Source organism: Streptomyces sp. Ag109_G2-15, assembly GCF_900215565.1.
Taxonomy (GTDB): Bacteria; Actinomycetota; Actinomycetes; order Streptomycetales; family Streptomycetaceae; genus Streptomyces; species Streptomyces diastatochromogenes.
In genome coordinates this window covers 3,816,038-3,829,623 of sequence record NZ_OCNI01000001.1, presented here as the reverse complement: position 1 = coordinate 3,829,623, position 13,586 = coordinate 3,816,038, and the positions used below count along the sequence as shown (strand labels likewise).

Annotated in this window: 10 protein-coding genes; 2 read left to right on the top strand and 8 right to left on the bottom strand. The window is 71.0% G+C overall.

The window, feature by feature from the left end; all coding sequences use genetic code 11:
• Positions 1-61: 61 nt before the first annotated feature.
• Both CRP49_RS17195 and CRP49_RS17190 read left to right on the top strand, forming a co-directional pair.
• The gene (locus CRP49_RS17195) at positions 62-1,753 is read left to right on the top strand and encodes a sodium:solute symporter family protein (RefSeq protein ID WP_097254161.1); all 1,692 of its coding nucleotides are present in this window, start codon (positions 62-64) and stop codon (positions 1,751-1,753) included.
• 21 nt (positions 1,754-1,774) lie between these two features.
• A complete protein-coding gene (locus CRP49_RS17190; protein WP_097254160.1) occupies positions 1,775-2,122 on the top strand; it encodes a hypothetical protein in 348 nt (115 codons plus the stop codon).
• On the opposite strand, the gene CRP49_RS17185 is transcribed toward CRP49_RS17190, so the two are convergent.
• From CRP49_RS17185 to rsmA, 8 genes are all read right to left on the bottom strand, one after another.
• Positions 2,123-2,815, bottom strand: coding sequence for a LuxR C-terminal-related transcriptional regulator (locus CRP49_RS17185; protein ID WP_097254159.1), 693 nt, complete (start codon positions 2,813-2,815; stop codon positions 2,123-2,125).
• A gap of 231 nt (positions 2,816-3,046) precedes the next feature.
• Positions 3,047-4,810, bottom strand: a complete 1,764-nt coding sequence (locus CRP49_RS17180; protein WP_097254158.1) for a PQQ-binding-like beta-propeller repeat protein — start codon at positions 4,808-4,810, stop codon at positions 3,047-3,049.
• A 67-nt stretch (positions 4,811-4,877) separates the two neighbouring features.
• Positions 4,878-6,605 carry a PQQ-binding-like beta-propeller repeat protein gene (locus CRP49_RS17175; protein ID WP_097257415.1) on the bottom strand — a complete coding sequence of 576 codons (1,728 nt, stop codon included), beginning with the start codon at positions 6,603-6,605 and terminating at the stop codon, positions 4,878-4,880.
• Between the two features lie 193 nt (positions 6,606-6,798).
• Positions 6,799-8,607 (bottom strand): ABC-F family ATP-binding cassette domain-containing protein, encoded by a 1,809-nt coding sequence (locus CRP49_RS17170; RefSeq protein WP_097254157.1) that lies wholly within the window; start codon positions 8,605-8,607, stop codon positions 6,799-6,801.
• Positions 8,608-8,700: 93 nt separating this feature from the next.
• Positions 8,701-10,683, bottom strand: coding sequence for an ATP-binding protein (locus CRP49_RS17165; RefSeq protein WP_097254156.1), 1,983 nt, complete (start codon positions 10,681-10,683; stop codon positions 8,701-8,703).
• A 90-nt stretch (positions 10,684-10,773) separates the two neighbouring features.
• Positions 10,774-11,553, bottom strand: a complete 780-nt coding sequence (locus tag CRP49_RS17160; protein ID WP_097254155.1) for an MHYT domain-containing protein — start codon at positions 11,551-11,553, stop codon at positions 10,774-10,776.
• Between the two features lie 148 nt (positions 11,554-11,701).
• Positions 11,702-12,601, bottom strand: a complete 900-nt coding sequence (locus CRP49_RS17155; protein ID WP_097254154.1) for a 4-(cytidine 5'-diphospho)-2-C-methyl-D-erythritol kinase — start codon at positions 12,599-12,601, stop codon at positions 11,702-11,704.
• The gene (rsmA, locus tag CRP49_RS17150; protein WP_097254153.1) at positions 12,598-13,467 is read right to left on the bottom strand and encodes a 16S rRNA (adenine(1518)-N(6)/adenine(1519)-N(6))-dimethyltransferase RsmA; all 870 of its coding nucleotides are present in this window, start codon (positions 13,465-13,467) and stop codon (positions 12,598-12,600) included. Before rsmA ends, CRP49_RS17155 begins: the two co-directional genes overlap by 4 nt.
• Positions 13,468-13,586: the final 119 nt, after the last annotated feature.

The following is a 13,586-nucleotide window of genomic DNA, read 5'->3' as shown; positions in this document are numbered from 1 at the left end:
TTGCTGAACGCGGAGGCATAGGTTCCGCTCTGGATCAGTTCGCGCAACGAAGCGAGTTCTCATGCAAACCCCCACATATGCCCCCACAGAACTGGCGGCGGAGCTACGGCTCCCCACGAACGGGCTGGACTACACGATCCTGGCGATCTACTTCGTCGTCGTCCTCGGCATCGGCTTCGCGGCCCGCCGCTCGGTGAAGACCAGCCTCGACTTCTTCCTCTCCGGACGCTCGCTGCCCGCCTGGATCACCGGCCTCGCCTTCATCTCGGCGAACCTGGCGGCCACGGAGATCCTGGGCATGGCCGCGAACAGCGCCCAGTACGGCGCCTACACCGTGCACTGGTACTGGATCGGCGCCATCCCCGCCATGGTCTTCCTGGGCCTGGTGATGATGCCCTTCTACTACGGCAGCAAGGTCCGCTCGGTCCCCGAGTTCCTGCTGCTGCGCTTCGACCGGGGCGCCCACCTGCTCAGTTCGATCCTGTTCGCCTTCGCGGCCATCCTGATCGCCGGTGTCAACCTGTACGCCCTCGCGATCGTCGTCGAGGCCCTGCTCGGCTGGCCGCAGTGGGTGGCCATCGTGGTCGCCGGCGCCTTCGTGCTCGCGTACATCACGCTGGGCGGCCTGTCCTCGGCGATCTACAACGAGGTCCTGCAGTTCTTCGTGATCCTCGCCGCCCTCATCCCGATCACCGTCCTCGGCCTGAAGAAGGTCGGCGGCTGGAGCGGCCTGACCGACAAGCTCACCGCCACCCACGGCCCGAACTTCACGACCGCCTGGGGCGGCACCGGCATCGGCAGCGCCAACCCGCTGGGCGCCAACTGGCTCACCATCGTCCTCGGCCTCGGCTTCGTGCTCTCCTTCGGCTACTGGACGACCAACTTCGCCGAGGTGCAGCGCGCGCTGTCCGCGAAGAACCTCTCCGCCTCCCAGCGCACCCCGCTGATCGCCGCCTACCCGAAGGTCTTCATCGTCTTCCTGGTGATGATCCCGGGCCTGGTCGCCGCCGCGATCGTCCCGCACTTCGGCACCCCCGCCTCCGGCTACCAGTACAACGACGCCATCCCCTTCCTGATGCAGGAACTGCTGCCCAACGGCGTGCTCGGCATCGCGGTCACCGGCCTGCTCGCCGCGTTCATGGCCGGCATGGCCGCCAACGTGTCGTCGTTCAACACGGTGTTCACCAATGACATCTGGGCCCGCTACGTCGTGCGCGGCCGCGAGGACTCGTACTACGTCCGCTTCGGCCGCCTGATCACCGCGGTCGGCGTCGTCGCCTCCATCGGCACGGCGTTCCTGGCCTCGTCGTTCTCGAACATCATGGCCTACCTGCAGACGCTGTTCTCCTTCTTCAACGTGCCGATGTTCGTCGTCTTCATCGTCGGCATGTTCTGGAAGCGCGCCTCCGCCAAGTCCGGCTTCTGGGGGCTGCTCGCCGGCACCGTCACCGCGATGGTCAACTACTTCGTCTTCTACAAGAAGGGCATCATCGCGATCCCCTCCGACCAGGGCGCCAACTTCGTCTCCGCGATCGCGGGCTTCGTCGCCGGCGCGGTCGTCATGTTCGCCGTGTCCCTGTTCACCAGCCCGAAGCCGGCCGTGGAACTGCAGGGCCTGGTCTACGGCACCCGCTCCCCCGGCATGGCCGAACCGGCCGCCCCCGGCGACGAGGCCTGGTACCGCAAGCCGGCCCTGCTGGGCTGGGGCGCGGTCGTCCTGGCCGCCGCCTGCTACATCCCGTTCTCGTTCTGACCGCGGGAGGATGAGGAAACCATGAGCGAGCACTCTCGCCGTCACGAGCACGAGCACTTCCACTACTCCGAAGAGGATGTCCAGCGGGAAGTCACCGAGCTGGAGGGCAAGTCCGCGACCGCGGCCCGCATCTTCGACCTGCGCCGCATCATCGGCGGCCTCTTCGTGCTCTACGGCGTCATCGTCACCATCACCGGCATCACCGACTCCCAGGCCGAGATCGACAAGGCCCAGGGCATCAACATCAACCTCTGGACCGGCATCGGCATGCTGCTCCTGGGCATCTTCTTCCTGGCCTGGCTGAAGCTCCGGCCCACTCCGCCGCCACTTCCTCCGGAGGGGGTGCCGGAGGAGGAGCACCGTCCGTAGCTACAGCTCCGGTCCCGCCGAATCCAGCAGCGGGCCTGCCCTGTCCAGCAACCCCGTGCGCGCAGCCAACGCCGCCGCCTCCAGACGCGAACCCACGCCCAGCTTCATCAGCACCCGCTGGACGTGGGTACGGGCCGTGCTCGGCGCGATCCCCATGCCCGCCGCGATCAGCCGGGTGTCCTCCCCGTCGGCCACCCGCACCAGCACCTCCACCTCCCGCGGCGTCAGCATCTGCAGCAGCCGCTGCCCCTCGTCGTCGGGCTGGGCCGCAGGGTTGAGCAGCTCACCGAACGCACCCTGCAGCAACTGCGGCGCCACCGCCGCCTCCCCCGCGCGGGCCTTCATGATGGCCCGCTCGACCCCCTCGATCCGCTCGTCGTGCCGTACGTACCCCGACGCACCGGCCGCGAAGGCCGCCGCGATACCCCGCGGCGAGGGCACGGGACCCAGCACCAGCACCGCCACCTGCGGACGGTCCCGCTTGATCTTCACCACCGGGTCGAAGGCCCCCGGCTCGGCCGGCCCCGCCGTCCCCAGCAGGCACACCTCCGGCGCCCGCGCGATCACCAGATCCGCCGCGCCCGCGACCGGCGCCGCCGCCGCCAGCACCCGGTGCCCGCGCAGCTTCAGCGCCGACGCCAACGCCTCCGCGAGCAGGCGATGGTCGTCGACGACCATGAGCCGCACTCCCATAGAGCAACCCCCCAGTCCCCCTTATGGATGCCCCACTATGGACGCCCACCGGTCCACCACGACAGAGGGCCCCCCGGCTCCGCTGCCTTCATGCCCCCGGAAGCTACACGCTTGTTCGACGTCGCGCTGCCCCTATGAAGGAGAAGTGCCCCGGATCGACGAAATCCGGGGCACTCCCTGGTAATACCTGGCATTCACCCCGGGCGCTCTGAAGCGCTCGGGGGCGTGCGATCAGCCGCCCGCGCCGAACGCGAGCAGCAGATACTCCTTGCCGTACGACACCTTGTGCGCGTACACGGCCGACATGAACAGCCGGCCCTGCCCGTACAGGATCTCCGCGGAGTCCGGGAGCATCGTGGACTCCGCCTGCCGCGCGTCCCCCGCGGCCGGGTTCTCCAGCAGCTTGGTCGCCTTGAAGGAGCCGCCGTCGATGCTGACGACCTGGCCGCCCTTGTCGTAGGGCGGCTGCTTGTAGGCGAGCAGGTTGCCGCCGTCCATGCGCAGCGGGGTGATCGTGTAGCCGTCGCCGGCCTCGGCGCGCTGGCCGGTCTGCTTGCCGGTGGCCAGGTCGAAGGCGACGATCTCGTTGGTCTTGCTGGACTGGCCCGTGCCGTCGTGCTCCTCGGTCGGCACGTACAGCTTGCCGGCCCCCGCGACGACCTCCTTGCAGTCCTCGACGCGGTTGATGCCGTCGCAGCGGCCGGCGTAGGTGTCGCCGGGCGCGGAGATACGGGTGAGCAGCTTGCCGGTCTTGTTGTCGATGGAGAAGTAGTCCGAGATGCCGCTGCCGTCGCCCGCGCTGTCGCCGACGTCGGCGGCCACCACCAGCGGGTCGGTCGAGACGACGCTGGCGTACTCGATGCCCGTGGCCATCTGGTAGTCGGAGATCACCTTCCCGGAGGTCGGGTCGATGGTCTGGATGTGCAGCTCACGGCTGCCGTAGCTGCCGCACTTGCGCACCGCGACCAGCTTGGCGCCGCCGCCGTACCCGGCGTCGTAGCAGGAGTCCGTCGGCTTCGGCTGCCACAGCGACTTGCCGGAGTCGATGTCGAACGCGGCACCGCCGTTGGTGCTGCCGACCGCGACGGTGTGGTGAGAGACCGTCACGTTTTCCAGGTTGACCACGGAGTCGCCGGCCTTGACCGTCTTCGTCCACAGCTTGGTGCCCTTGGTGAGGTCGACGGCCGCGACCTGGCTGCATCCCGCGAAGGAGTTCTTCGCGGGCATCTTCGGCTGGAAGACGATCGCCGTTCTGCCGTCCGCGGTGGCCTGCTTGCTGGCCGTGCACACCGGGCCGGGCAGCTTCAGCGTCCACAGCTTGGTGCCCTTGGCGGGGTCGTAGCCGACGATCTCCGCGATCCCGCTCTTGGCGTACACCGTGTCGGTCAGCCAGGAACCCGCGGTGACGACGGAGTCGTTCGTCTTGGGCAGCGGGACCTGGAAGAGGATCTTGGCGGCGGTGTTCGCCGGCACCTTCTCCTTGCCGCCCCCGGACGTGCCCCCGGAGCCGTCCTTGCCGCCCGTGCCCCCACTGGAGTTGGCGGTGTCGTCCTTCTTGCCGTCGTCCCCGGAGGACTTGGCGTACCAGACCCCGCCGCCGACGATCAGGCCGATCACGACGAGCGCCGCGACGATGATGACGAGCGCGGTGTTGTTCCTCCCGCCGCCGGGCTGCGCGGGCTGCGGCGACATCGGCACGGTGGGAGCGCCCGGGTAGCCGTAACCCTGCTGCGGGACCGGCTGGGTGTACGGGTTCTGCTGCGCGCCGGGGTAGCCGTAGCCGGGCTGGGGCGGCTGCGGGGGCTGGGGTGCCTGAGGGGCCTGGGGGTAGCCGTAGCCGGGCTGGGGGGCCTGGGGCGGCTGGGGTGCCTGGGGATAGCCGTATCCGGGCTGGGGTGCCGGGGGCTGGGGCGGGCCGAAACCGCCCTGCTGCGGGGGCTGGTTCGGCGGCTGCTGAGGCGGTTGATTCGGCGGCGGAGGCGGCGGCTGGGTCATGACGGAGGTACCTCGGTGAAGCGCTCGGGGCCGGACGGCGGAAGGAGGACGGGAGACGGGCCGGGACTCACTTGCCGAAGGCCATCATCAGCTTCTCCTTCGAGTCGTCGTTGCCGGACAACCGGGTGGAGGAGATGAAGAAACGCCCGTCGGCCCAGTCGACGGCGCCGTCGAAGAAGGTGTCCTCGATCTCCGCGGTGCCCGCCGGGTTCTGCAGCAACCTGGTCGTGGTGTGCGAGCCGCCGGTGGTCGGGATCGACACGATCTGGCCGCCCGCCTCGTACGACGGATGCACATACGCGATCAGCTTGCCGCCCTCGGTCTTCACCGGGGACATCGACTCGTCCGCGGGGGACTTGACGCGCCACTTCTCCTTGCCGTTGGCCAGGCTGACGGCGACGATCTCGTTGGCACCGCTGGTGGTGTCGGTGGGGAGGTAGAGCGTGTCGGCGTCGACGGCGACGCCCTGGCAGCCCTGCAGGTCGCGTTCGAGGACCGCCCAGCCGCAGCGCGGGGCGAACTTCTCGTTCACCTTGACCTCCGAGCGGAACTTGCCGCTCTTGGTGAAGGTGGAGATGTTCCAGGCCTTCTTGCTCTCGTTGGTCAGATACACCACGAGCGGGTCGAGGGAATAGGTCCGCGCGACCGTCCAGCCCTTCTTGACCGGCTGCGTCCACCTGACCTTGCCGCTGGCCGGGTCGAGTTCCTGGATCTCGTCGTGCTCGTTGCTGCCGCCGGCGCCGCAGGAGGCCACCTGGACCAGCCGGCCCGTGCCGCCCGCGAACGCGGTCGGGAAGCAGCTCGTGCCGTACTTCTTCTTGTCGTACAGCTTGTGCCCGGTCTCCAGGTCGTACGCCGTGCCCGACTGCGAGCGGCCCACCATCAGCGTCTTTCCGCTGATGGTCAGTTCGATGCTGATCGCGCTGTCGAACAGCTCGCCGTCGGCGACCTCGCCGCTCCAGCCCTTCTTGCCGGTGTTCAGGTCGATCTGCTGGATCTGGTTGCACTTGGCGCGGTCGCTGACACCGCTCATGTACGCCACGACGATCTTGTCGTCGGTGGACTTCTGCGAGGTGACCGCGCAGATCTTCTGCGGGAAGGTGATCGGGTCCCAGCTCGGGTTGCCGTTGCCGACGTTGTAGGCGACGAGCTGCTTGTACGCCGCCTTGACCGCCGTCTTGCCGGTGATCCACATGCCGGGCGCGTCGGCGCCGGAACCGGGGGCGTCGGGTGCGGTCTTGTACCAGAGCACCTTCGCCTCGCCGGGCTTGCGGCCCTCGTTGAGGTTCTCCGGGTCCGCACCGCCGTCGCCGCTGCCGTCACCGGGGTTGACCGGCGCGCCGGAGGACTGCTTGCCGTCGTCGCTCTTCTGGGCGACCGGCTTCTTGTCGCCGCCGTCGCCGCTCGTGACCGCGTAGACGGTGCCGCCGATGACGGCCAGCGCGGCCACCGCGGCAGCGATGATCAGCGCCGTCCTCCCCTTGGACGCCGGCTTCCCGCCGAAGGGTGCGCCGGGCCCGGTGCCGGGCGCGCCCGGGAACTGGGGCGGCTGCTGCGGATAGCCGTAGCCGGGCTGCGGGGCGTACGCGTTCGGCTGGCCGTACGGTCCCGGCTGGGCGGGCCGGCCGTACGGGCCGGGCTGCTGGGGGTAGCCGTACCCCGGCTGCGGCGGGGTCTGCGGAGGCCCCTGTGGAGGCGGCGGGTTCTGCGGTGCGCCGAAGGCGCCGCCGGTCGGCGGCTGGTCCTGCGGCGGTCCGAAGCCGCCCTGCGGCGGCTGGTTGGGCGGCTGAGTCATCAGCGCGTTCCCCCGTTCGATCACTGATTTTTAGCCACGCCCTGAGGTTCGTGATGACCCAGAGTCGTACTCAGAAAGTTCTCAGACGGCTCTTTCTATCACTCACAACTGACAAGGCACGGGGCCGGTTCAACCCCTGTTCCCAAGGGAGGACCGGTCCGTGATGCCCTCGTTATGCGCCTTCACGCGCCCTTCACGCGTCTTCTGCCAGTTCCAGCCAGCGCAGCTCCAGTTCCTCGCGCTCCACGGCCAGATCGCGCAACTGGCCGTCCAGTTCGGCGACCTTCGCGAAGTCGGTGGCGTTCTCGGCGATCTGGGCGTGCAGCTTGGACTCCTTCTCGGAGATCTTGTCCAACTGGCGCTCGATCCGCTGGAGTTCCTTCTTGGCGGCGCGCTGGTCGGCGGCGCTCTTCTCCGTTGCGTCCGCCTTGGGTGCCGCGGCGGCGGCCTGCGCGGCGACCGCCTCCTCCATCCGCTGGCGCCGCTCCAGGTACTCGTCGATGCCGCGCGGCAGCATGCGCAGGGTGCCGTCGCCGAGGAGGGCGAACACACGGTCCGTGGTGCGCTCCACGAAGAACCGGTCGTGGGAGATGACGATCATCGAGCCGGGCCAGCCGTCGAGGACGTCCTCGAGCTGGGTGAGGGTCTCGATGTCGAGGTCGTTGGTGGGCTCGTCGAGGAAGAGGACGTTGGGCTCGTCCATGAGCAGGCGCAGCAACTGCAGGCGGCGCCGCTCGCCACCGGAGAGGTCACCGACCGGCGTCCACTGCTTCTCCTTGTTGAAGCCGAACGTCTCGCACAGCTGCCCGGCGGTCATCTCGCGGCCCTTGCCGAGATCGACGCGCTCCCGGACCCGCTGCACGGCCTCCAGGACCCGCAGGGCGGGGTCGAGTTCGGCGACCTCCTGGGAGAGGTAGGCGAGCTTGACGGTCTTGCCGACGGCGATGCGCCCGCCGGCGGGCTGCGCCTCCCCCTCGGTCCGCGCCGCCTCGGCCATGGCCCGCAGCAGGGAGGTCTTGCCGGCGCCGTTGACGCCGACGAGGCCGATGCGGTCGCCGGGGCCGAGCTGCCAGGTGACGTGCTTGAGCAGCACCTTGGGCCCGGCCTGCACGGTGATGTCCTCGAGGTCGAAGACCGTCTTGCCGAGCCGGGAGGAGGCGAACTTCATCAGCTCGCTGCTGTCCCGGGGCGGCGGCACGTCCGCGATCAGCTCGTTGGCGGCCTCGACCCTGAAGCGCGGCTTGGAGGTACGCGCGGGCGCCCCGCGCCGCAGCCAGGCCAGCTCCTTGCGGACGAGGTTCTGCCGCTTGGTCTCCTCGGTGGCGGCGATCCGCTCGCGCTCCGCGCGCGCGAAGACGTAGTCGGAGTAGCCGCCCTCGTACTCGAAGACGTCGCCGCGCTGCACGTCCCACATGCGGGTGCAGACCTGGTCGAGGAACCACCGGTCGTGCGTCACGCACACCAGCGCCGAGCGGCGGTTCTGCAGGTGCCGGGCGAGCCAGGCGATGCCCTCGACGTCGAGATGGTTGGTGGGCTCGTCGAGGACGATCAGGTCCTGTTCCTCGATGAGCAGCTTGGCGAGCGCGATCCGGCGCCGCTCGCCACCGGACAGCGGCCCGATGACGGTGTCGAGCCCCTTCGGGAAGCCGGGCAGGTCGAGCCCGCCGAACAGCCCGGTCAGCACGTCCCTGACCTTGGCGTTGCCGGCCCACTCGTGGTCGGCCATGTCGCCGATGACCTCGTGGCGGACGGTGGCGGCGGGGTCGAGGGAGTCGTGCTGGGTGAGCACGCCGAGGCGCAGCCCGCCGGAGTGGGTGACGCGTCCGGTGTCGGACTCCTCCACCTTGGCGAGCATCCGGATGAGCGTGGTCTTGCCGTCGCCGTTGCGGCCCACCACACCGATCCGGTCGCCCTCGGACACGCCGAGCGAGACGCCGTCCAGCAGGGCACGGGTGCCGTACACCTTGCTGACGTTCTCGACATTGACCAGGTTGACGGCCATTTCACTCCTGCCAAGGGGGACGGATCGACCTTCAAGCGTAGTCGGCGGCGGCCGCGCCCCTTCCCGCCGCTGGTCAGCGGCCCCCGGGGACGGTCATCCCGTGCCGGGAAGCAGGCCGGCCGCCGGTGCCAGGCCCCGCGTCCGGCCGGCCGTCGCGGCGGGGACGCCGTCCCGCGTCAGGCTCTCCGGGATCAGCACGGCCGCGGTGACGCCGCCGTTCGCCGAGGGGCGCAGCTCCACCCGCAGTCCCTGGCGCTCGCGCAGCCGGTTGACCACGAAAAGGCCGATCTGCTTGGCGTCGAGCAGGTCGACCGTGCCGGACTGGATCTTGCGGTTGGCCTCGGCCATCGCCTCCTCGTTCATGCCGAAGCCGCTGTCCTCGACCTCCACGAGCACCCCGTCCCGGAGCTGCGCGGCGCGCAGCTGCACCTTGGTGCTGGGCGGGGAGAAGGCGGCCGCGTTCTCGACCAGCTCGGCGAGCAGATGGATCACGTCGGCGACCGAGCCGCCGGCCACCGACACCTGTGGCACGGCCCAGATCTGCACCCGGGTCGCGCTCTCGATCTCGGCGACGGCGGCCCGCAGCACGTCCGCCAGCGGGATCGGGTCCCGCCAGCCCCGCCCGGGCGCGATGCCGGACAGGATCAGCAGGCTCTCGGAGTGGCGCCGCATGCGCGTGGCGAGGTAGTCGACGCGGTACAGGTCCTGCAGCTCCGCGGGATCGTGCTGGCGCCGCTGCATGCCCGCGAGCAGGTCGAGCTGCCGGTGCAGCAGCACCTGGCTGCGGCGCGCGAGGCTGACGTACACGCCGGAGATCCCGCTGAGCAGTTCGGCGCGTTCGGAGGCGGCCTTGAGGGCGGCCCGCTGTACGGCGGTCAGGGCGGTGCCGACCTGGGCCAGCTCGTCGCCGGCCAGGCGGCGCATGGGGGCCTCGGCGTCGATGTCGACGCCCTGCCCGGCGTGCAGCTTGCGCATGGCCTGCGGGAGCCGGCGGCCGGCCACCTCCAGGGCGTCGTTGCGCAGGTCGAGGAGTTCGACGATGAGGCCGCGGCCGACGAGCACGGAGACGAGCAGCGACAGCAGGACGCCGACCAGACCGAGGACGACGGCGACACCGGACGCGCCGAGCGTGCTCCAGCCGAACGGGTCGGCCTGGGCGGTGGCCCGGGTACCGGCGCCCTCCTCGGCGGCCGTGAGGGCCTTTAGCACGGTGGCGGCCGAGGTGTCCCAGCCGGAGAGCGCGGTCGCCGACACGGCGGTCGTGCCGGGCCCGGCCGCGCCGACCCGGTCCTCGACCACGGCCAGCCTCTTGTAGGCCGCGCTGTGCAGGACCTTGTCGTACGCCGCCTGGTGCGCGGCCTTCAGGTCGGCGACCGCCGGCTCCAGCAGCTCCTGCCGGGTCGCCGCGGCGCCCACGAACCGTGTGTACTGCGCCGGCGTCAGCTGCCCGGCCGCGCTCCCGGCGGCGAGCAGCGCCTGTTCCCGGGCCACCGCCTCGCGCGCGCGGGAGAGTTCGAGCACCACGCGCGCCTGGGAGGCGGAGTCGGTGCCCTTCTCGCCGGTGAGCGCCCCGGTGACGGCGAAGGCGTGCTCGATGACGGAGCCGTAGGCGGTGTAGGCCGCGGCGGCCTTGCCCTTCTGCTGGGTCTGCGCGCGCACCGTCGCCAGCCGTTCGGCGTCGGCGGACAGCCGCTCGATGCGGGCGGGGAGCGCGGAGTTGAGCAGGGCGGCGTCGGAGGCGGAGGCGTTGATCCCGTCGGCGAGCGCGGTCGTCGCCCGGTCGGTGGCGGCGCCGGCGGTCTTCAGCGCGGCGCCGGAGTCCGCGTCGGGCCGGGCGGCGTACCGGGTGGCGGCGGTCCGCTCGGCCTGCAGCGTGGTGACGAAGTCGGCCACGGGGGTGAGGAGTTCGGCGTTGACGTCCTTGGCCCGCTCGGTGTCGCCGATCCCGGCGACGGTCGTCACCGCGGCGTAGGCCCACAGCGCCATGAGGGACACGACGGGCAGCATCAGCAGGGCGACGATCTTCGCGCGGACCGATCTGGGGCGGAGTCTTCCGGAGGTACGACGCACACGCATGGGGGACCTCGTTCGGGGAGGAGCACGCCCGGGAACCGGGGGCTCGTGGACTCCGGTTCCCGGGCGGGTCGGGGGTGTTGAGGGGGACGGTCAGGCCGTCGTGAGTTCGACCTCGCGCAGCAGCTCGGCGGCGACGGCCGACTCGTGGCGCTTGCCGGTCGGGGACAGGGCGACGTAGGCGGAGGTCAGGAAGAGGAACGAGCCGAGCAGCACGGCGAGCGGGAAGAGGAACTCGGTGGCCGTGGCCCCGGCCAACTCGGCGTTGCTGGGCGCGAGATGGACGGTGACGGCGTACATCGCGGTGTAGTGCATGCTGCTGACCGCGAGCCCCATGACGAGCGCGGCGAGCGCGGCCAGGACGGGGCCGCGCACGATGAGCGAGAGCGTGAGCGCGGCGGTCGCGGCGGCGACGGCGATGGCGACGGAGACGATGACGAGCAGCGGGTCGTAGCCGACGGAGCCGTGCAGGTTGAGCGCGGCCATGCCGGTGTAGTGCATCGCGGCGACGCCGAGCCCGGTGCCGAGGCCGCCGAGGACGACCGCCGTCACGCGGGAGCGGCCGTATCCGGCGGTGAACACGCCGGCGCTGACGACGGCGATCGCCATGACCAGGCTGAGCACGGTCATCGGGACGTCGTAGCGGATGGGCGTGCCCTCCACGGAGAAGCCCATCATCGCGATGAAGTGCATGGTCCAGATGCCGGACCCGATGGCGAAGGAGGCGAGGGTCAGCCAGTTCCGTTTGGAGGCGCCCTTCGCCTCCAGCGCCCTGACGGTGCAGCGCAGTCCCAGGGCCGAGCCGACGCAGGCCATCGCGTAGGACAGGACGGGGGTGACCCATCCGGCGCTGAAGTGGTCCATGTGCCCCATGGAAGCTTCCTCTCTACCGCCGGTAACCAGGACCGGGGACGGCTGATCATGCCAGCCGTCGCCATGGATCAGAGGGGCACGAAAGGGATCATGGCGGAAATGATGAACATTAAATTACTGTGAAGTAGGTAACACCCGGTCCGTATATCTATGCAGGCAGTACGGTCGCGCCGGGCGCGGGCGCCGCTGCCGTACGCACCGTGCGGCAGGTGCCGGAGGCCTCGAGAGCCTCGGCGATCTTCGACGCGGACTCGGGATCGCGGGCGAGGAAGGCCGTGGTCGGGCCCGAGCCGGAGACGAGCGCGGTCAGCGCGCCCGCGCCGCGACCCGCCGCGAGGGTGTCGGCAAGCTCCGGGAAGAGGGAGAGCGCGGCGGGCTGGAGATCGTTGGAGACCGCGGCCGCGAGCGCGTCGGGGTCGCCCTTGGCGAGCGCGTCGATGAGGTCGGGCGAGGCCACCGGCTCGGGAATGGCACGCCCCTCGGCGAGACGGTCGAACTCGCGGAAGACGGCCGGGGTGGACAGCCCGCGCTCGGCCATCGCGAACACCCAGTGGAAGGTGCCGCCGACCTCCAGGGCGGTCAGCCGCTCACCGCGCCCGACGCCGAGGGCCGCGCCCCCGACCAGGCTGAACGGCACATCGCTGCCGAGGTCGGCGCAGATGGCGAGGAGTTCGGCGCGGGAGGCGCCGGCGCCCCAGAGCGTGTTGCAGGCCAGCAGCGCACCCGCGCCGTCCGCACTGCCGCCCGCCATGCCGCCCGCGACCGGGATGTCCTTGGCGATGTGGATGTGCACGGCCGGCTCGACGCCCCGGCGTTCGGCGAGCGCGACGGCCGCGCGCGCGGCGAGGTTGGTGCCGTCCAGGGGGACCTGGGCGGCGTCCGGACCCTCGCAGGTGACGCGCAGCTCGTCCGCCGGCGTGACCGTGACCTCGTCGTACAGGCCGACCGCGAGGAACACGTTGGCCAGGTCGTGGAAGCCGTCGGGGCGGGCGGCGCCCACCGCGAGCTGGACGTTGACCTTCGCCGGTACCCGTACCGTCACGCTCACGTGCCCGCCTCTTTCTGCTCGGCGATCCGGACGAACTCCTCCACCGTCAGCGACTCCCCGCGCGCCTGCGGCGAGATCCCGGCCGCGACCAGCGCCGCCTCGGCGGCCGGGGCGGACCCGGCCCAGCCGGCCAGCGCCGCCCGCAGGGTCTTCCTCCGCTGCGCGAACGCCGCGTCGACGACCGCGAAGACCTCCTTCTTGGAGGCCGTCGTCTTGATCGGCTCGGCTCGCCGGACCAGCGAGACCAGCCCGCTGTCGACGTTCGGCGCGGGCCAGAAGACGTTGCGCCCGATGGCGCCGGCCCGCTTCACGTCTGCGTACCAGTTGGCCTTCACCGACGGGACGCCGTACACCTTGTTGCCGGGTGCGGCGGCCAGCCGGTCGGCGACCTCGGACTGCACCATCACGAGCGTCCGCTCGATGCTCGGGAAGGTGTCGAGCATGTGCAGCAGCACCGGTACGGCCACGTTGTAGGGCAGGTTCGCCACCAGGGCCGTCGGGGCGGGGCCGGGCAGCTCGGTGACGTGCATCGCGTCGGAGTGGACCAGCGCGAACCGGTCGGCGCGCTCCGGCATGCGCGCGGCGACGGTCGCGGGCAGCGCGCCGGCCAGGACGTCGTCGATCTCGACGGCGGTGACCCGGTCGGCGACCTCCAGCAGCGCGAGCGTGAGGGAGCCGAGCCCCGGGCCGACCTCGACGACCACGTCGTCGGGGCGGACATCGGCGGTACGGACGATACGGCGGACCGTGTTGGCGTCGATCACGAAGTTCTGGCCGCGCTGCTTGGTGGGACGGACACCGAGCGCTGCCGCGAGCTCACGGATGTCGGCGGGGCCGAGGAGGGCGTCGGGGGTGGGGCTGCTCACGGGACAAGGGTACGGGGGTGTGGGTGCGGGGGTTGCCAGGTGCCCGGTGCTGCCGCGAGGTCAGGGGGTTGCCAGGGCGCCCGGTGCTGCGGCTGGGCGGGGGTGGGTTTCGCTTGCCC